Source organism: Microbacterium lacusdiani, assembly GCF_054779895.1.
Map to the genome: position 1 here is coordinate 436586 of NZ_BAAGXJ010000003.1, position 17727 is coordinate 454312.

At 71.4% G+C, this 17727-nt stretch carries 17 protein-coding genes and 2 tRNA genes; 9 read left to right on the top strand and 10 right to left on the bottom strand.

Features of this window, described 5'->3' with window-relative positions:
• Position 1: 1 nt before the first annotated feature.
• Both leuC and ACYVGN_RS04245 read right to left on the bottom strand, forming a co-directional pair.
• Positions 2-1507, bottom strand: a complete 1506-nt coding sequence (gene leuC, locus ACYVGN_RS04240; protein WP_134745217.1) for a 3-isopropylmalate dehydratase large subunit — start codon at positions 1505-1507, stop codon at positions 2-4.
• A 257-nt stretch (positions 1508-1764) separates the two neighbouring features.
• Positions 1765-2763 carry a TerC family protein gene (locus ACYVGN_RS04245; protein WP_055990973.1) on the bottom strand — a complete coding sequence of 333 codons (999 nt, stop codon included), beginning with the start codon at positions 2761-2763 and terminating at the stop codon, positions 1765-1767.
• Between the two features lie 292 nt (positions 2764-3055).
• Between ACYVGN_RS04245 and ACYVGN_RS04250 the strand changes: the two genes are divergently transcribed.
• The 3 genes from ACYVGN_RS04250 to ACYVGN_RS04260 all read left to right on the top strand — a co-directional run bounded on the left by ACYVGN_RS04250 (position 3056) and on the right by ACYVGN_RS04260 (position 6594).
• On the top strand, positions 3056-3610 hold the full coding sequence (locus ACYVGN_RS04250; RefSeq protein ID WP_055990970.1) for an RNA polymerase sigma factor: 555 nt from the start codon (positions 3056-3058) through the stop codon (positions 3608-3610).
• Positions 3607-4722 (top strand): DUF4349 domain-containing protein, encoded by a 1116-nt coding sequence (locus tag ACYVGN_RS04255; RefSeq protein ID WP_460788970.1) that lies wholly within the window; start codon positions 3607-3609, stop codon positions 4720-4722. The genes ACYVGN_RS04250 and ACYVGN_RS04255 overlap by 4 nt, the downstream gene beginning before the upstream one ends.
• A gap of 120 nt (positions 4723-4842) precedes the next feature.
• Positions 4843-6594 carry a long-chain-fatty-acid--CoA ligase gene (locus ACYVGN_RS04260; protein ID WP_460788971.1) on the top strand — a complete coding sequence of 584 codons (1752 nt, stop codon included), beginning with the start codon at positions 4843-4845 and terminating at the stop codon, positions 6592-6594.
• A 57-nt stretch (positions 6595-6651) separates the two neighbouring features.
• Here the strand turns inward: ACYVGN_RS04260 and ACYVGN_RS04265 are convergent.
• A tRNA-Glu gene (locus ACYVGN_RS04265) sits at positions 6652-6724 on the bottom strand.
• Positions 6725-6905: 181 nt separating this feature from the next.
• On the opposite strand from ACYVGN_RS04265, the gene ACYVGN_RS04270 reads away from it, so the two are divergent.
• The gene (locus ACYVGN_RS04270; protein WP_055990962.1) at positions 6906-7544 is read left to right on the top strand and encodes an MBL fold metallo-hydrolase; all 639 of its coding nucleotides are present in this window, start codon (positions 6906-6908) and stop codon (positions 7542-7544) included.
• A 1-nt stretch (position 7545) separates the two neighbouring features.
• Here the strand turns inward: ACYVGN_RS04270 and ACYVGN_RS04275 are convergent, their stop codons facing one another.
• Entirely contained in the window at positions 7546-8301 is a 756-nt protein-coding gene (locus tag ACYVGN_RS04275) for a hypothetical protein (protein ID WP_460788973.1), read from the bottom strand.
• Positions 8302-8436: 135 nt separating this feature from the next.
• Between ACYVGN_RS04275 and ACYVGN_RS04280 the strand changes: the two genes are divergently transcribed.
• Both ACYVGN_RS04280 and ACYVGN_RS04285 read left to right on the top strand, forming a co-directional pair.
• Complete coding sequence (locus ACYVGN_RS04280; RefSeq protein WP_460788975.1) at positions 8437-10755, top strand: zinc metalloprotease; 2319 nt, start codon at positions 8437-8439, stop codon at positions 10753-10755.
• A complete protein-coding gene (locus ACYVGN_RS04285) occupies positions 10752-11042 on the top strand; it encodes a hypothetical protein (RefSeq protein WP_460788976.1) in 291 nt (96 codons plus the stop codon). Before ACYVGN_RS04280 ends, ACYVGN_RS04285 begins: the two co-directional genes overlap by 4 nt.
• A 26-nt stretch (positions 11043-11068) precedes the next feature.
• Here the strand turns inward: ACYVGN_RS04285 and ACYVGN_RS04290 are convergent, their stop codons facing one another.
• The 4 genes from ACYVGN_RS04290 to ACYVGN_RS04305 form a co-directional block, all read right to left on the bottom strand.
• On the bottom strand, positions 11069-11419 hold the full coding sequence (locus tag ACYVGN_RS04290; protein WP_460788978.1) for a DUF7882 family protein: 351 nt from the start codon (positions 11417-11419) through the stop codon (positions 11069-11071).
• Positions 11420-11511: 92 nt separating this feature from the next.
• On the bottom strand, positions 11512-12696 hold the full coding sequence (locus ACYVGN_RS04295) for an acetyl-CoA C-acetyltransferase (protein WP_460788980.1): 1185 nt from the start codon (positions 12694-12696) through the stop codon (positions 11512-11514).
• Positions 12693-13343 carry a CoA transferase subunit B gene (locus ACYVGN_RS04300; protein WP_200941090.1) on the bottom strand — a complete coding sequence of 217 codons (651 nt, stop codon included), beginning with the start codon at positions 13341-13343 and terminating at the stop codon, positions 12693-12695. Before ACYVGN_RS04300 ends, ACYVGN_RS04295 begins: the two co-directional genes overlap by 4 nt.
• 1 nt (position 13344) lies before the next feature.
• Complete coding sequence (locus tag ACYVGN_RS04305) at positions 13345-14121, bottom strand: CoA transferase subunit A (protein ID WP_460788982.1); 777 nt, start codon at positions 14119-14121, stop codon at positions 13345-13347.
• Between the two features lie 115 nt (positions 14122-14236).
• Here ACYVGN_RS04305 and ACYVGN_RS04310 point away from each other — a divergent pair, with 115 nt between their 5' ends.
• Positions 14237-15046: an IclR family transcriptional regulator gene (locus tag ACYVGN_RS04310; RefSeq protein ID WP_460788984.1), complete on the top strand. Its 810-nt coding sequence runs from the start codon at positions 14237-14239 to the stop codon at positions 15044-15046.
• A gap of 170 nt (positions 15047-15216) precedes the next feature.
• A complete protein-coding gene (locus tag ACYVGN_RS04315) occupies positions 15217-15636 on the top strand; it encodes a hypothetical protein (RefSeq protein ID WP_460788986.1) in 420 nt (139 codons plus the stop codon).
• 89 nt (positions 15637-15725) lie between these two features.
• Here the strand turns inward: ACYVGN_RS04315 and ACYVGN_RS04320 are convergent, their stop codons facing one another.
• Positions 15726-16052, bottom strand: a complete 327-nt coding sequence (locus ACYVGN_RS04320; RefSeq protein WP_460788987.1) for a hypothetical protein — start codon at positions 16050-16052, stop codon at positions 15726-15728.
• 377 nt (positions 16053-16429) lie between these two features.
• Here ACYVGN_RS04320 and ACYVGN_RS04325 point away from each other — a divergent pair, with 377 nt between their 5' ends.
• A complete protein-coding gene (locus tag ACYVGN_RS04325; protein WP_460788989.1) occupies positions 16430-17572 on the top strand; it encodes an endo-1,4-beta-xylanase in 1143 nt (380 codons plus the stop codon).
• Positions 17573-17635: 63 nt separating this feature from the next.
• Here ACYVGN_RS04325 and ACYVGN_RS04330 read toward each other — a convergent pair.
• Positions 17636-17707 (bottom strand) — tRNA-Gln (locus tag ACYVGN_RS04330).
• Positions 17708-17727: the final 20 nt, after the last annotated feature.

The window sequence follows — 17727 nt, forward strand, 5'->3', positions numbered from 1 at the left end:
GTCAGGCCTCCGCCCCGGTCTGCGCGAACTGCGTCGTGGCGACCTCGGCGCCGTCGACCGGCTCCAGGTCGGAGGGGCTGGACAGCGTGCCCCGCACCGCGGTGGCCGCGGCGACGAGCGGGGACACCAGGTGGGTGCGGCCGCCCTTGCCCTGCCGGCCCTCGAAGTTTCGGTTGCTGGTCGAGGCGCAGCGCTCCCCCGGAGCCAGCTGGTCGGGGTTCATGCCCAGGCACATCGAGCAGCCGGCGAAGCGCCACTCCCCGCCGAACTCCGTGACGATCTTGTCGATGCCCTCGGCCTCCGCCTCCAGGCGCACGCGGGCCGAGCCCGGCACGACCATGACGCGCACGCCCTCGGCCTTCCTGCGGCCCTTGATGACCGACGCGAACGCGCGCAGGTCCTCGATCCGGCTGTTGGTGCACGAGCCCATGAAGACCGCGTCGACCGGCACCTCCTTCATGGGGGTGCCCGGAGTCAGGTCCATGTACTGCAGCGCCCGCTCGGCGGCCGCGCGCTCGTTCGGGTCGGTGAACGACTCGGGAGCCGGCACGGCGTCGCTCAGCGACACGCCCTGCCCCGGGTTGGTGCCCCACGTGACGAACGGCTCCAGCTCGTTCGCGTCGATGAACACCTCGGCGTCGAACACGGCGCCCTCGTCGGTGGGCAGCGTGCGCCAGTACGCGACCGCGTCGTCCCAGTCCTGACCCTGCGGGGCGTGCGGGCGGCCCTTCAGGTACTCGAACGTGATGTCGTCGGGCGCGACCATGCCCGCACGGGCGCCGGCCTCGATCGACATGTTGCAGATCGTCATCCGGCCCTCCATCGAGAGCGAGCGGATGGCGCTGCCGCGGTACTCCAGGACGTAGCCCTGGCCGCCGCCCGTGCCGATCTTCGCGATCACGGCCAGGATGATGTCCTTGGCCGTCACACCGGGCTTCAGCTCGCCCTCGACCGTGATCGCCATGGTCTTGAACGGCTTCAGCGGCAGCGTCTGCGTCGCCAGGACGTGCTCGACCTCGCTCGTGCCGATGCCGAACGCCATGGCGCCGAACGCGCCGTGCGTCGAGGTGTGGCTGTCGCCGCACACGACCGTGATGCCCGGCATCGTCAGCCCCAGCTGCGGGCCGACGACGTGGACGATGCCCTGCTCCTTGTCGCCCAGCGAGTGGATGCGGACGCCGAACTCCTCGGCGTTGCGGCGCAGCGTCTCGATCTGGGTGCGGCTGGTGAGGTCGGCGATCGGCTTGTCGATGTCGATCGTCGGGGTGTTGTGGTCCTCGGTCGCGATCGTCAGGTCGAGACGGCGCACGGGGCGCCCCTCGGCGCGCAGGCCGTCGAACGCCTGCGGGCTCGTGACCTCGTGGACCAGGTGCAGGTCGATGTAGATCAGATCGGGCTGGCCGTCCTCGCCCTTGACGACCAGGTGGTCGTCCCACACCTTCTCGGCGAGCGTGCGAGGGCGGTCCGGGATGGCGGCCGGATCGGCGGGGAATTCGGTGGTGCTCATGGGGTCTTTCTCCTTGCGTCGTCGGATGTCGGCCTCGACGAACTCCGCGACGGGGAAGGCCTAGAGCAGATTCCCGTCGCGGCGCAGAAGAAGAAGGAGGCCCGCGAACCGCATGTCTCCAGCGTAACATCCTGCACGCAGAGGGGACGTTTCGCGCGCAGAGTGCACAGACGGACGCGGCGCGGAGATCCGCTCTCTCAGCAGATCCCCGCGCCGCGTGTCAGATCGCTCATGCGACCGGCTCGAGCCGGCCGACGTCAGCGCTGGATCGACTCCGTGCGCTTCTCGCGCGACGAGGCGATGAGGCTCGCGACGGTGGCCACGGCCATGGACGCGACGATCACGCCGAGCGAGACCCAGTTGTTGATCTCGGGCGCCCACTCGATGTGGTGGCCGCCGTTGATGAACGGGAGCTCGTTGACGTGCATCGCGTGCAGGAACAGCTTCACGCCGATGAACGCCAGGATGAACGCCACGCCGTAGTGCAGGTAGCGCAGCTTCTCGAGCAGGTCGCCCAGCAGGAAGTAGAGCTGGCGGAGGCCCATGAGGGCGAAGATGTTCGCCGTGAACACGATGAACGGGCTCTGCGTGAGGCCGTAGATCGCCGGGATCGAGTCGATCGCGAACATCAGGTCGGTCACGCCGATCGCGACGAAGACGAGCAGCATCGGGGTGAAGTGGCGCTTGCCGTCCACCACGGTGCGCAGCTTGGCGCCGTCGTAGTGGTCGCTGATGTCGACGAAGCGGCGGAGGAACCGGACGATCACGGTCTCCTGCTTCTCGTCCTCCTCGAGCTTCTCGGGCATCGCCTGGCGGATCGCCGTGTACACGAGGAACGCGCCGAAGACGTAGAAGATCCAGGAGAAGTTCTCGATCAGGGCCGCACCCAGCAGGATGAACGCACCGCGCAGCACGAGCGCGATGATGATGCCCACCATCAGCACCTCCTGCTGGAGCTTCCGGGGCACCGCGAACTGGGTCATGATCAGCACGAAGACGAACAGGTTGTCGATCGACAGGCTGTACTCGGTCATCCAGCCGAGCAGGAACTCCTGCGCGGGCGTCGCGCCGGCGAACACCCACATCAGCACCGCGAAGATCAGCGCGAGCACGATGTAGAAGACGACCCAGAGGGTCGACTCCTTCGTGGAGGGGATGTGCGGCCGCTTCAGGATGAGAAGCAGGTCGAGGATCAGGATCGCGGTCAGCACGACGAGCGAGCCGACCTCGAACCACACGGGCAGAGCGAGGTCCATTCAGGGCCTTTCGATACGGCCTTCAGCAGGCACGGGGATGCGTCGAGAGTCTCTCCCCCGCGCTGCGCCCGAGGCGCGTGCGGTGCGGGCCCGGGATCCCACCGTCGAGATCCGTGATGACGAGCGCGCGTTGTCGGGATACTCCCTCTCGCGTCTCCAGGATACCCGGCCGCCCGCGCCGCCGATGCGCGCCGATCCGATACGGAACCGAGACGATCGGCGGCATCCGGACACTGACATGGTGAGAGACGACACAGGCGCCCGCCGGGCGCCGGGACCGGATGGCGGTGCGATGAGCGACACCATGAGCGACGCCGAGCTCGTCGCGCGGGCGGCGGACGGGATGGAGCACGCGTTCCGGCTGCTGTACCGGCGGCACGCGCGGCCCGTCTACTGGATCGCGCACGGCCTGCTGCGCTCCGCGGCCGACGCCGAGGACGTCACGCAGGAGACGTTCGTGGTGGCGTGGCGCAAGCTCCGCGGCCTCGAGCTCGCGGGCGACTCGCTGCTGCCGTGGCTCGCGACCATCTGCCGCTTCCAGGCCGCCAACCGGCTGCGGGCGCGGCGCCGGGCCGAGGCCGACGCGCTCGACGAGCGCCAGCCCGACCTCGACGCCGACGTGCTGCAGCAGGTGATCGACGCCGACCTCGCCGACCGGATCCTCCGCGAGGTCGAGGGCCTGAGCCCCATCGACCAGCGCATCTTCCGGCTCTGCATCGGCGAGGGCTACGCGTATCAGGCGGCCGCCGACGAGCTCGGCGTCGCGCACGGGGTCGTCCGGAATCGTCTCTCCCGCATCCGCAGCAGACTGCGGGGCGTCGCCAGAGAGACGGAGGAAGCGCGATGAGCGAGAACGAGACCCGGCGGGACGACGTCCTGCCCGAGGTGTCCGACGAGACGCTCGCGCGGATCGAGACCCGCGTGTTCGACGCGATCGGCCGCGAGCGGCGCGAGGTGCGCTCCGGCGCGCGTCGGAGGCGCCGCGTGTGGCAGGGCGTGGGCGCGGCGGCGGCCATCGTGGCGGTGGCGGCCGTGATCTCCCCCGCCGTGCTGCAGGGCATCGGCGGGGCCGGGAGCGGCGCGGACTCCGGCGTGACCCTGTCGCGCGACGGCGCCGAGTCCGGCGGTGGCGAGTCGGGCGCTGTCCCCGAGGGCGCGCCCGCACCGGACGCCGGGACGGCCGAGGACAGCGCGGTCCAGCCGGGCGCCGCGGACGACGCCGGCGAGGTCGCGCGCGAGGTCATCCGCACCGGCAGCGCGACGATCGTGGTCGACGACGCGTCGGCCGCGGCCGACGAGATCTCGGCGCTCGCGACCGAGTTCGACGGCTGGGTCGAGAGCCTGTCGATCGGCGAGGACGCGACGCGCACGACCGAGGACGGCGTCGTGACCGAGTACATCCCGGTGCCGCCGAACGGCGGCTGGGTGTCCATCCGGGTCCCGGCGGATCGGCTCGACGCCGTCATGGCGCGGCTCGACGACGTGGGCGAGGTGACCGGCACCCGCGTCGGCACCGAGGACGTGTCGACCGTCACGCGCGACCTGCGCGCCCGGATCGATGCCGCACGGGCGTCCGTCGAGCGGCTCACCGCGCTGCTGGAGCAGTCCGGCAGCGTGGCCGACCTCGTCGAGGTCGAGGCGCAGCTCTCGGCCCGTCAGGCCGAGCTCGAGTCGCTCGAGCAGCAGCTCGAGTACTACGAGAGCCAGGTGGCGATGTCGACGCTCTCGGTCACCCTGACCGAGGAGGCGCCGCCGGTCGAGCCCGACCCGGCCGGCTTCGGGGACGGCCTGGAGGCCGGCTGGAACGGCCTGCTCGCCACGCTGAACGGCATCGTGATCGCGCTGGGCTTCCTGCTCCCCTGGCTCGCCGTGATCGGCCTGGCGTGGCTGATCGTGTGGGCGATCCTGCGCGCGGCGCGGCGTCGCCGGGGCGCGCGGGTCGAGGAGGCCGGAGACTAGGACGCCGCCGAGCGAGGAGGAATCCACCGATTCGGAGGTTCCGAGGCGGAAGCATCCGGATCGGTGGAGATCTCCTCCGCTGAGGTCGGGCCGCGCGTCAACCCCCTCACGAGCGATCGCATGAGGCGGCACCGTAGTGTGTGCCACCCGCCCCCGATCCGAGGAGGACCCGTGACCGCATCCCACCCGTACGCGTCGAAGCCCTGGCTCGCCGCCTACCCGCCGGAGGTGCCGGCCGAGATCGGCGAGGTCACCCAGACGCTGCCGGAGATGCTCGACGCGAGCGTGCGGCGGTACCGGGGCGCCACCGCACTGGAGTTCTTCGGCGCGACCACGACCTACCGGGAGCTCGGGCGGGAGGTCGCGCTGGCGGCCGAGGGGCTGCGCCGGCGCGGGGTGACGAAGGGCGACCGCGTGGCGATCGTCCTGCCGAACTGCCCGCAGCACGTCGTCGCGTTCTACGCCGTGCTGCGGCTGGGCGCGATCGTCGTCGAGCACAACCCGCTCTACACGGCGCGCGAGCTGCGCCATCAGTTCGAGGACCACGGCGCCCGCCACGCGATCGTGTGGGACAAGGCCTACGACACCGTCGCGGAGTTCCCGTCGGACGTGCGCCCGGACGTGATCGTGAGCGTCGATCTCACCGAGGCCCTGCCGTTCGGCAAGCGGCTCGCCCTGCGGCTGCCGATCCGCAGGGCGCGCGACGCGCGAGCGAAGCTGACCGCGAAGCCGAAGGCCCGCCGCGTGCTGACCTGGGCGGACCTCACGGGCGGCCGGCGCCTGTCGCGCCGCGTGTCCGGCCCGGGCCTGGACGACATCGCGCTGCTGCAGTACACGAGCGGCACGACGGGCACCCCGAAGGGCGCCATGCTCACGCACCGCAACCTCCGTGCGAACGCGATGCAGGGCGAGGCGTGGGTGCCCGGGCTGCGGCAGGGCGCCGAGACGTTCTACGGCGTGCTGCCGCTCTTCCACGCGTACGGCATGACGCTGTGCCTGACGTTCGCCCTGAGCATCGGGGCGAGGCTCGTCCTGTTCCCGACCTTCGACGTCGACCTCGTCGCCGAGGCTGCGCGCAAGAGCCCGCCCACGTTCCTCCCGGCCGTCCCCCCGATCTACGACGCGCTGGCGCGAGCCGCGGCGCACGGCAGGATCGACGTCACGAGCATCCGGTTCGCGATCTCGGGCGCGATGAGCCTGCCGGTGGCCACCGTGGACCGCTGGGAGGACGCGTCGGGCGGCCTGCTGGTCGAGGGGTACGGGATGACCGAGAGCTCGCCGGTCGCGCTCGGCAATCCCATGGGGCCGACCCGCCGGCCCGGCACGGTCGGCGTCCCGTTCCCGAGCACCGAGATCCGGGTGGTCGACACCGACGATCCCGCGAAGGACGTGCCTCCGGGCGAGCCGGGTGAGCTGCTCGTGCGCGGCCCGCAGGTGTTCCGGGGCTACTGGCGGCGTCCCGACGAGACGGCCGCCGCGCTCCTGCCGGACGGCTGGCTGCGCACCGGCGACGTCGCGACCGTGTCGCCGGACGGGTTCGTGACGATCGTCGACCGGCTCAAGGAGCTGATCATCACGGGCGGGTTCAACGTCTCGCCGACCGAGGTGGAGCAGACCCTCGAGTCCCACCCCGACGTCTCCGCGGCCGCGGTCGTGGCCGTGCCCCGCGGCGAGGGCGGCGAGGCCGTGGCGGCGGCCGTGGTCCTGCGGGACGGCGCGGCCATCGAGCCCGACGCGCTCCGCGACTTCTGCCGCCTGCACCTGGCCGCGTACAAGGTGCCGCGACGGATCGTCGTGATGGATGACCTGCCGCGCTCGCTGATCGGCAAGGTGCTGCGTCGCCAGGTGCGCGACCGCATCCTCGGGCGCTGATGCTACGCCGAACGCAGGAAGCCCGGTCCATTCGGACCGGGCTTCCTGCGTTGTGTGTGACCCCAGCGGGATTCGAACCCGCGTTACCGCCGTGAGAGGGCGGCGTACTAGGCCGCTATACGATGGGGCCGTACTTCGGACCCTTTCGGATCCCGTTCCCGTTTCCGGCAACTAGAAGAGTATGGCACGAGGTCCGGGCGGTGAACAAATCGAGGCGGCCCGGAGACGCATCCCGCGCGTGTCGCGCCCTCCCGACGCGTCATCCCCACCGATCCGCGCCGGCCGCGGACCTCGGATGGTTGACTTCTGACATGCGCATCACGAAGCACGAGCACGCCCTCCTCCGCATCGAGGCAGAGGGGCGCACGCTGCTGATCGACCCCGGGTCGTTCACGACGGCCCTGGGCGATCTGCACGCCCTCGACGCGATCGTGATCACGCACGAGCACGCCGACCACTGGACCGCCGACAACCTCGCGCGCATCTTCACGGCCGCGCCGGACGTGCCGATCTACACGACCGCCGCGGTCGCGGCCCAGATCGAGGATCGTCATCCGGCCGTCGTGCTGCCCGGCGACGAGCTCACGATCGGCGCGTTCTCGCTGCGGTTCTTCGGCGGCGTGCACGAGCCCATCCACTCGAGCATCCCCGTGATCGACAACGTGGGGGTGCTCGTCAACGACGAGCTGTACTACCCGGGCGACTCGTTCACCGTGCCGGACGGCGTGGAGGTCGGAACGCTGGCCGCGCCGACCGGCGCCCCGTGGCTGCGGCTCGGCGACGCCATGGACTTCATCCTCGACGTCAAGCCGCGCCGCGCCTTCGGCACGCACGACATGACCCTGTCCGTCACGGGCCGGAAGATGCACCTGAGCCGGATGCAGTGGGCCACCGAGCAGAACGGCGGCGTGTTCCACGCGCTCGAGCCCGGGCAGAGCCTCGACGTCTGACCTACGTCGCGCCGTCTGCCGGGTCCTGGGCCGGGCTGGGGGTCGCCGGTTCGGCGAGGCGCACGATCACGACGTCGTCGCGCAGCGAGAACTCCAGGGACGACCCCGCGGGGACATCCGGGAACGCGTCGGCCGTCACGGGGAAGGTGGAGCCCCAGCCGCCGTTCATCGCGCCCACCGTCAGCCGCAGGCGAGGGATGAACGGCTCCGGCGCGCAGTCCGCGAACTCGATCGGCTCGGTCATCTCGTCCCCGAAGAAGCCGTCGGCGAACTCGATCGGCACGCGGAGCCAGAGGCACGGCTCGCCGGCCTGGACGGACGTGCCGACCTCGATCTCGCCGACCGTCCCGTACGGGATGCCCGAGCCGAACGGCCCGCGGTCCGAGGGCTCGGCGTCGGCGGGGGCGGTGAGCGTCGCGTAGGGCCGGTCGAACTGGGACGCCCCGGCGCCCACCGCGCCCGCGAGGACGGCGCCCCCGAGCGCACCGGCCAGGAGCAGGGGCCAGCCGATCCGCACGCGGTCGCGCAGGGTGGGCGCGCTCGCCGGCGCTGGATCGGACGCCGCGGCCGCGGGCGCCGCGGCCGCCTCCGCTTCCGGAACCGGGCGGAGCTCGGCGGGAACGGCCTCGACCAGGTCGGGCATGTCGTGCGATCGGCTCTGGAGCTCCGTCAGCCTGGCGAGCCCGGCCGCGTCGATGTCCGCGTCCGGCCCGTAGGCCCGGCGGCGCAGCGCGGCCAGCTCGACGTCTTCGTCCACGCGCTCATTCAACCGCATCGACGCCGCGAAGGGGGACGTCGCGGAGGAGGTCGCCCCGCCGTATCACCCCGCTCGGACCGCCCCTCCTCCCCCTCAACGAGGACGACCGCCGTCTTCGCCGCTCGAGGAGGAGTCATGACCATCATCGATGCCGAAGGAACGGAGCCGGCCGACCTCGACCGGCTTCTCGTCGGCGACCTTCCGCTGGGGAGGATCCCGTTCCCGCTGAGGCTGCGCGTGAGCGGCACGTACACGTGGCGGCGGTTCGGCCCGCCGCTCCAGCCCGAGCGGCTCCCCATCAAGTTCCCGCCGCGCATCCCCATCGAGGGGCCGCTCCCCACGCCGGGCGGCGGCGTCGAGGTGGAGGAGGACGTGCCGGACGTCGACCACGGATCGGCGTTCATCCCGGCGCTGCTGTTCGAGGAGCTCCGGCTCGACGTCGACGGGTCCTTCCCGCAGATGACGGCCAGCGGCCGCAGCACCGCGCTGCTGTCGACGCCGCGCACCTGGATCGCGAGCATCGCCCGGATCGGCAGCTGGCGGTACGCCGGTCCGATCACGTACACCGACGGCTACGGGCCCGCGGGATTCGCGTTCGACCACGTCGACATCAAGGCGACGCCGTCGCTGCTGGCGGGCGGCGGCAAGGCCGTCGTCGTCTACAGCAGCAGGAGCGGAGCCAGCCTGACCCGGGTGTACTCCTTCACGACGCCGTACTTCCACCGCGTCGAGTTCGAGTTCGACTCCACGAGCGACGCCGAGCCGGTGTTCGAGATCGGCACGCACGACCACCCGAACCGCCCCGCGTCGCTCGCGAACGAGTCGCTGTCGATCGACGACGTCTTCCGTCGCGCGGGATTCGATGTGAAGCGGGCCCCGGACGGCACGGTGCCGGTGAGCGGCGCGGGGGCGAACAGCACCTGGAGCGACGCCGAGATGCACGACGCGATGCAGACCTACTGGTCGCGCTTCGCGAACGCGCCGCAGTGGTCCCTGTGGACGTTCTGGGCACGGCAGCACGACCGGGGTCACAGCCTCGGGGGCATCATGTTCGACGACATCGGGCCGAATCACCGGCAGGGCACCGCGATCTTCACGGACTCGTTCATCCGCGACATCCCCGCCGGAGATGCGGCCCCGGACGCCTGGGATCGCCGCATGCGGTTCTGGACGGCCGTGCACGAGATGGGGCACGCGTTCAACCTCGCGCACTCGTGGCAGAAGTCCCTCGGCACGCCGTGGATCCCGCTCTCCGACCAGCCGGAGGCGCGCTCGTTCATGAACTACCCGTACTTCGTGTCGGGAGGTCAGGCGGCGTTCTTCTCCGACTTCGCGTACCGGTTCTCGAACGAGGAGCTGCTGTTCCTGCGCCACGCGCCGTCGCGGTTCGTGCAGATGGGCAATGCGGACTGGTTCGACCACCACGCGTTCGAGCAGGCGTTCGGCATGCTGCCTCCCGCCGAGTACCGCTTCGAGGTGCGCGCCAACCGCGAGAGGGCCGTGTTCGACTTCCTCGAGCCCGTCGTGCTCGAGGTGAAGCTGACCAACACGAGCGGCGCCCCGAAGATCGTGCCCGGCGACGTCCTGAACCCCCAGCACATCCTGACCATCGTGTCGGCGCACGGGAAGGACGCGCGGCAGTGGGTGCCGTTCGCCCGCACCTGCACCGAGTCGAAGGCCACCGTGCTGAACCCCGGCGAGTCGCTGTACGCGTCTCTGCCGGTGTTCGCGGGCCTGAACGGCTGGGATGTGTCGGAGCCCGGCGAGTACCGCGTGGTGGCGGTCGTCGAGATCGACGGGCATCCCGTGCGGTCCGAGCCGTTCTCGCTCAAGGTCGCGCCGCCGCGGTCGTTCGAGGAGGCGCAGCTCGCGGGAGACTTCCTCAGCGAGGGCGTCGGCCGGGCGCTGGCGTTCGCGGGCACCGAGATCGACGCCTCCGCGAAGGACACCCTCCGCGAGACGATCGACCGCCTGCCGGGCTCGCGCGCCGCGATCCATGCGGCGGTCGCGATCGCGCGTCCGCTCGCGCGCGACTACAAGCTGCTCGAGATCCCGGAAGGCGGATCGGCCGCGTCGCTCGCGGAGGCCGGCGGCCGGGTGCGCACGCGCAAGGCCGACGTCGACGAGGCGCTGCAGGTCGCTTCCGCGACCCTCGCGAGCGCCGAGGCGGCCGAGTCGCTCGGTCACATCCGCGTGCACGACCTGGTCGACGCGTTCACGCAGGACGTGGCCCGCGAGGGCGCGACCGGCGAGGCCGCCGAGCTGCAGATGTCGATGCACGACGTGTTCGCCGCCCGCGGGGTGCTCCCCCGCGTCCTGGACGAGGTCGCGGCCACGGCGGCGTCGCTCGCGCCGTCGGGGCGATCCCGGTCATCCGCGTCGCGCACCGCGTCGAAGCCGGCCGCGAGCCGGCGCCGGACGGGCGGATCATCGAAGGGGACGACGAAGAAGTGACCGCACTCCACGTGGAGCTGCAGAACGGCTGGGAGGGCCAGCCCGTCGAGGTCCGCCTCGACGGGTCCCTCCTGGCCGACCTGCGCCCCAGGACGCGCTACCAGATCGGGCTCGCCGAGGCGCTCGAGTTCGAGGTCGAGCCCGGGGCGCACGTGCTCGAGATCGTCGAGGGCGATCTGGTCGCGCGCGAGGAGCTGGCCATCGAGGCCGAGACGTGGGTCGGCGCCTCGCACGCGGCCGGCGGGATCGAGCTGCGGGTGCAGTCGGCGCCGTTCATGTACATGTGAGCGGCGCGACGCCGCTCGGCCGCGCCTCAGGCCGCGGTGACGACATCGCCGGCGCGCGCGGTCGGCTCGGGCTCGGAGTTGACGTGCTCGGAGACGAGCGCGATCCCGCCCAGCGCGTTGGCCGAGTGAGCCAGCTCCTCCAGCCACTCGCGGTTCAGCTCCACCGACACGGCGTCGTCGAACTCGAAGCGGACCGGGATCGACGGGTGCACCCAGATCGTGCTGCGCCCGGCACCGTCCTCCTCCGGGTGCTGCCACGAGACGGTGAAGCTCTCCTGGCGACGCAGCTTGCTGACGATGACGACCTTCAGGTGCGCGAGCGCTCGGTCGTCGATGTGGATCGGTGAAGACTCGGTTCCATAGTGAAGTACCCCCATGATGTCAAGGTTACGGGAACATTAGGTCCACTAACGACTCAGCGCTAGGATCCGCGCTGTCCCGAAAGAATCGATCGGAGGAGCGCCACTGGTCAGCGCACCAGGATGAGCGCGTCGCCCTGTCCCCCGCCGCCGCACAGCGACACCGCGGCCATCCCGGAGCCGCGCCGTGCGAGCTCGTGGGCGGCGTGGACGACGAGGCGCGCGCCGGAGGCGCCGATCGGATGTCCGAGCGCGATGCCTCCGCCGTGCGGATTGACGACCTCGCTCGAGACGCCGAGCTCCGCCTGCGAGTGCGCCACCACCGCGCCGAACGCCTCGTTGATCTCGACGATGTCCAGGTCGGCGACCGCGATGCCCTGGCGATCGCAGGCGCGGCGGAGGGCCTGCGCCGGCTGCGCCTGCAGCGAGTTGTCCGGCCCGGCGGTCTGCGCCCACGCGCCCAGGGCGGCGAGCACCGGCCACCCGCGCTCGGCGGCATGCGCCCGCGTGGTGAGCACCACCGCCGCCGCGCCATCCGAGATCTGCGACGAGTTGCCCGCGGTGATCGCGCCATCCGGCGCGAAGGCGGGGCGCAGGGCGGCGAGCGACTCGACGGTCGTGTCGGGGCGGACGCCCTCGTCCCGCGTGAGCATGACCGGGTCGCCCTTGCGCTGCGGCACCTCGACCGGCACGATCTCGGCGTCGAACAGGCCCGCCTCCTGGGCCGCCGCGACGCGCTGGTGCGAGAGCGCCGCCACCTCGTCCTGCTGCGCGCGCGTCAGACCGAACCGCGCGTTGTGACGCTCGGTGGACGCGCCCATGCTCTCGCCGTCGTACGCGTCGGTGAGCCCGTCGTAGGCCATGTGGTCGAGCAGCTCGATCGATCCGTAGGCATGGCCGACCCGCGATCCGGGAAGCAGGTGCGGCGCCTGCGTCATGGACTCCATGCCGCCGGCGACCACGACCGTGGCGTCGCCCAGGGTGATCATGCGCGCGGCGTCGATCACGGCGGTCAGCCCGGACAGGCAGACCTTGTTGACCGCCTGGGCGGGCACATCCCATCCGATGCCGGCCCCGATCGCGGCCTGGCGGGCTGGGTTCTGCCCGGATCCGGCGGGCAGGACCTGACCGAGGATGACCGCGTCGATCTCCTCGGCCGCGATGCCCGCGCGCTCGAGCGCGCCGCGGAGCGCGAGGGCCCCCAGCTGGGGCGCCGAGAACGAGGCGAGCTGCCCGCGCAGGCGACCCTGCGGCGTGCGCGCCGCAGCGACGATGACGATGTCGGATCCGTTCATGCGACGTCCTCCTCGACGGCGACGATCAGCGCGGGCTCCGTCGCCGCGATGACCTCTTCCACGGTAACCCCGGGCGCCGTCTCGATCAGCACGAGCCCCTCCGCCGTGACGTCGATCACGGCGAGGTCGGTGACGATCCGGTCGACGACGCCGCGCCCGGTCAGCGGCAGCGAGCACTCGTTCACGATCTTCGGCGATCCGTCCCTCGCGACGTGCTCCATCAGGACGATCACGCGTCCCGCGCCGTGCACGAGGTCCATGGCGCCGCCCGGGCCCTTGACCATCTTGCCGGGGATCATCCAGTTCGCGAGGTCCCCGCGGGCGGAGACCTGCATGGCGCCGAGGATGGCGGCGTCGATCTTGCCGCCGCGGATCATGCCGAAGCTCGTCGCCGAGTCGAAGAACGCGGCCCCGGGAAGGACCGTGACCGTCTCCTTGCCCGCGTTGATCAGGTCCGGGTCGACCGCGTCCTCGGCCGGGTACGGCCCGACGCCGAGGATGCCGTTCTCCGACTGGAGCACCAGCGTCATGCCCTCGGGCACGAAGTTCGGCACGAGCGTCGGCAGGCCGATGCCCAGGTTCACGTACTGCCCGTCCGCGAGCTCGCGCGCCGCGCGGGCCGCCATCTGGTCGCGTGTCAGCGCCATGTCAGTTCTCCTCGCTCGCGCGCACGGTGCGCTTCTCGATGCGCTTCTCGATGTCGCCGCCGACCTCGACGATCCGGTGCACGAACACGCCCGGCAGGTGGATCTCGTCGGGGTCGAGCTCGCCCGGCTCCACGAGCCGCTCCACCTGGGCGACGCACACCCGCCCCGCCATGGCGGCGATCGGGTTGAAGTTGCGCGCGGCCTTGTTGAACACGAGGTTGCCGTGCCGGTCGCCCTTCAGTGCGTGCACGAGCGCGAAGTCGGTGACGATCGCCTCCTCGAGCGCGTACTCGCGCTCGACGCCGTTCACCGCGAACGTGCGGGTGTCCTTGCGCGGGCTCGCGATCGCCACCCCGCCCGAGCCGTCGTACTTCCGGGGCAGCCCGCCCTCGGCGACCTGCGTCCCGACGCCCGTCGGCGTGTAGAACGCGGCGATGCCGGACCCGCCCGCACGGAGCTTCTCGGCGAGCGTGCCCTGCGGGGTCAGCTCGACCTCGAGCTCGCCGGAGAGGAACTGTCGCTCGAACTCCTTGTTCTCGCCGACGTACGACGCGGTGATCCGGCGGATCCGGTGAGCGGCCAGCAGCACCCCGAGGCCCCAGTCGTCCACGCCGCAGTTGTTCGACACGATCTCGAGGTCCGTCGTCCCCTGCTCGAGCAGCGCCTGGATGAGCTGCGTCGGATTGCCCGAGAGGCCGAACCCGCCCACCGCGAGGCTCGCGCCGTCGGGGATGTCGGCGACCGCGTCGGCGGCGGACGCGATGGTCTTGTCGATCACCCATGACTCCTTCGTCGTGTCCCTGATCGGGTATCGATCCGACACTGCCCCGTCCTCCGGCGGGAGGCAACCGGCGTCTTGCGATGTGGGCCAACCCGGCGATAGCGTCCACATCGTGGACACCCGCCGCAGCGAACAGGCCGAGGCTCGCGGCGCCGTCATCCCCGGCACCCAGGCCGTGACCCGCGCGACCGATCTGCTGCGGCTCGTCACCGCGGCGGGCGTGGAGGGGCGCACCTCGCACGAGCTCGCTCGCGACGCCGGCCTGTCCCGCGCCACCGCGCACCGGCTGCTCGGCGCACTGCGCGCGGCCGGCATGGTCGACCGCGACGACGAGACCGGGCGCTGGCTGCCGGGCCCCGAGCTGTACGTCATGGGCACCGTCGCCGCCGCGCGGTACGACGTGACGGCAGTCGCGCGCGACATCGTGCGCTCGCTCGCCACCCGCACCGAGGAGAGCGCGTTCCTGTCGGTGCGACGCGGCGACGAGACGGTGTGCCTGCTGCGCGAGGAGGGTGCGTTCCCCATCCGCTCGTTCGTGCTGAGCGAGGGCGTGCGCTTCCCCCTGGGTGTGGCCTCCGCCGGAACCGCGATCCTCGCCTACCTGCCGGACGCCGAGGCGGAGGCGTACCTCGCACGCCACCCGGAGCTCGGCGATCAGTGGGGGCCCGCCCACGATGTGGAACACCTCCGGGAGCGACGCGCCGCCACCCGGGACCAGGGATACGCGGTCAACCCCGGCCTGATCGTCGAGGGCAGCTGGGGCATGGGTGCCGCCGTGTTCGACCGCCAGGGCCGGCCGGAGTACGCCCTCAGCCTGACGGGTGTCGAGTTCCGCTTCTCCCGCGAGCGCATCCCCGCCCTCGGCCGCATCCTGCTCGCGCACGCGCACGAGCTCTCCGGGCGGCTGGGCGCGACCCGCTGAGCCGCCCTCCTCGGGAACGTCGCTCGGCGGCCCGGCGATGTCCGCCGGATCCGGATGTATCTGTCCGCACGGAGGCCGCTCCTCCACCCCGGGCCGCCGTCGCGGCCCGGGCCCGACGGCGGCGACCGCCGCCCGTCGGCATCACCTTCGATGAAGCAGGAGCACCACCCATGATCCGCAAGTCCCTCGTCACGACCACGGCCACGGCCGCGCTGGCACTCGGTCTCGTCTTCGCCGGCACCGGGGCCGCCTCGGCCCACGAGTGCTACGTCGTCAAGCGCTCCGATCAGGGCAGCGTCGGCGCCGCGCACTCGGGCAACTGGTTCTACGTTCAGCTGTCGGAGCTCTTCCTCTCGGCGCCCGGCGAGATCGGCGTGCCGCCCCTGACGGACTCCCAGCTGGCCTGGGCGCTGGCCGAGGCCGACGCGCGCGGCGTGCCGGACAGCTTCGCGCTCTTCGGCCGCTTCACGATCCCGAAGGGAGACGTGCCGGAGTACCTGCTGTCCGACGCCAAGGGCATCGACCGGTTCTTCGACGCGCACATCGAGACGGTCATCGCGATCTACATGGAGGCGCTCACGATGCGGTGAGCATCGCAGGGACGCAGCGGAGCCCCCGGTCGGATCGAGGTCCGGCCGGGGGCTCCGCTCTGATCAGCCGAGTCGGCGCGTCCCGCGGATCACTCCGCGTGGCCGCCGCCGCGGCATGCCATGCCGGGGTTCACGCCCAGATCGATGCCGGCGCTCGCGTAGATGCCGAAGCTCTGCACGCCGTGGTACCGGTCCTTGCCGCCCGGGCTCTGGTTGCCCCGCATCGCCAGCATGTCGTCGTCGAAGCCGGGAGGGTTGCCTTCCACGGCGTCCGCCGTGTCCAGGCCGGAGTACACGCACTCCGACGCGGCGTGCCCGGGCCCTTCGTTCGGGTCGCCGTTGCCGTTCACCTCGCCCGCGTGCGCGGCACCCGCGCCCGCCAGCATCAGCATGAGCGCGACGGCACAGCCCGTCATCGTCCTCTTCATAGTCCCTGCTCTCTCCGTGGGGCCGAGGGGGACGGCCCGCGTCATCTGCACAGATGCGGGAGCCGCCGTGCTGATACGGCACGACCTATGCCGTCGACGATGACGACCGGCGGCCGCTGCTCTCGCGGCGGCTCCGCACGAGCTCAGCCAAGTCGCCTCACCGGCCGCGCGCCGGACGGACGCCGGATCTCACCCGCCCCATCACCCGATCCCGCGCACGACTCGCGCGCTCCCCCGCATCGGCGCCACCGCGGACCGAGTTGTGACGAATTTGTTGACATCGCCCACTTATCGGTGCCTACCATACGACAGTCGCCGGATCGGCAACGCGTCCCGGCGACCACCCCCGATGCAAAGGAGCATTCATGCGCACCACCCGCCCCCTGCTCGTCGGCGCCGCCCTGGCGCTGGCCTCAGTGGCACTGGCCCCGAGCGCGGCCCTCGCCGCACCGGCCCCGCCCGCCGACCCGAACGCCTCCGAGCACTCGGCGGCGATCGGCGAGAACACCCTGCGCGCACTCGCCGAGGCCGCCGGAATCGAGATCGGCGTGGCCGTGAACACCGACCTGCTCGCAAGCGACGTCAAGTACCGCAACATCGTGAACACCCAGTACTCGAGCGTGACGGCCGAGAACGTCATGAAGTGGGAGGCCCTGAACCCGCAGCCCGGCGTCTACGACTGGGAGGCCGCGGAGGCGCTCATCGCCAACGCCGAGGCCAACGGCCAGGTCGTGCGTGGGCACACGCTCGTGTGGCACAACCAGCTGCCGGCGTGGCTGACCACCGGCGACTACAGCGCCGAGGAGCTGCGCGCCATCCTCGAGGAGCACGTCAAGACGGTCGCGGCGCACTTCGCCGGCGACATCCAGCAGTGGGATGTCGTCAACGAGGTCATCGACGACAACGGCACCTTCCGCGAGACGATCTGGTACCAGGCGTACGAGGAGCTCGGCCTGCCCGGCGAGCAGTACGTCGCCGACGTGTTCCGCTGGGCCAAGGAGGCCGACCCCGAGGCGGTGCTGTTCTACAACGACTACAACCTCGAGTTCACCGGCCCCAAGAGCAACCTCGCCTACACGTTCGTGCAGGACATGCTGGCCGACGGAGTGCCCATCGAGGGCGTCGGCTTCCAGGGTCACCTGGACACGCAGTACGGCTACCCCGACCTGCGGAACAACCTGGAGCGGTTCGCCGCCCTGGGCCTCGAGGTCGCGATGACCGAGGTGGACGTGCGCACGTTCGTCACGCAGAAGCCGAACGGGACCTACACGAACACCCCGGCGGACCCGGCCGAGGAGGCCCAGCAGATCGACTGGTGGGCGCAGACCCTCGAGGACTGCCTCGCGGTCGAGGCGTGCAACTCGTACACGGTCTGGGGCGTCTCGGACGCCAACTCGTGGATCCCCGGCTGGTTCACCGGCCAGGGCGCGGGCCTGCTGTACGACATGCACGACAACCCCAAGGCGCAGTACGAGGCGCTGCGCGAGGTCCTGCGCGACGCTTCCTGAACCAGCGCGGGTAACGCGGAAACTCCCGGTCAGAGTTCCATCTGACCGGGAGTTTCTCTAAAGCTGGGGTACCTGGACTCGAACCAAGAACAACTGAACCAGAATCAGCCGTGTTGCCAATTACACCATACCCCAAGGGCGTCCGGCCGAAGCCG

Excerpts from the sequence above, each read along its gene's own strand:
- leuC (WP_134745217.1), bottom strand. The coding sequence starts at position 1,507 with ATGAGCACCACCGAATTCCCCGCCGATCCGGCCGCCATCCCGGACCGC.
- ACYVGN_RS04260 (WP_460788971.1), top strand. The coding sequence starts at position 4,843 with ATGAGGCGGCACCGTAGTGTGTGCCACCCGCCCCCGATCCGAGGAGGA.
- ACYVGN_RS04290 (WP_460788978.1), bottom strand. The coding sequence starts at position 11,419 with ATGGGGGTACTTCACTATGGAACCGAGTCTTCACCGATCCACATCGAC.
- ACYVGN_RS04315 (WP_460788986.1), top strand. The coding sequence starts at position 15,217 with ATGATCCGCAAGTCCCTCGTCACGACCACGGCCACGGCCGCGCTGGCA.
- ACYVGN_RS04320 (WP_460788987.1), bottom strand. The coding sequence starts at position 16,052 with ATGACGGGCTGTGCCGTCGCGCTCATGCTGATGCTGGCGGGCGCGGGT.
- ACYVGN_RS04245 (WP_055990973.1), bottom strand. The coding sequence starts at position 2,763 with ATGGACCTCGCTCTGCCCGTGTGGTTCGAGGTCGGCTCGCTCGTCGTG.
- ACYVGN_RS04295 (WP_460788980.1), bottom strand. The coding sequence starts at position 12,696 with ATGAACGGATCCGACATCGTCATCGTCGCTGCGGCGCGCACGCCGCAG.
- ACYVGN_RS04255 (WP_460788970.1), top strand. The coding sequence starts at position 3,607 with ATGAGCGAGAACGAGACCCGGCGGGACGACGTCCTGCCCGAGGTGTCC.
- ACYVGN_RS04325 (WP_460788989.1), top strand. The coding sequence starts at position 16,430 with ATGCGCACCACCCGCCCCCTGCTCGTCGGCGCCGCCCTGGCGCTGGCC.
- ACYVGN_RS04250 (WP_055990970.1), top strand. The coding sequence starts at position 3,056 with ATGAGCGACACCATGAGCGACGCCGAGCTCGTCGCGCGGGCGGCGGAC.
- ACYVGN_RS04300 (WP_200941090.1), bottom strand. The coding sequence starts at position 13,343 with ATGGCGCTGACACGCGACCAGATGGCGGCCCGCGCGGCGCGCGAGCTC.
- ACYVGN_RS04270 (WP_055990962.1), top strand. The coding sequence starts at position 6,906 with ATGCGCATCACGAAGCACGAGCACGCCCTCCTCCGCATCGAGGCAGAG.
- ACYVGN_RS04280 (WP_460788975.1), top strand. The coding sequence starts at position 8,437 with ATGACCATCATCGATGCCGAAGGAACGGAGCCGGCCGACCTCGACCGG.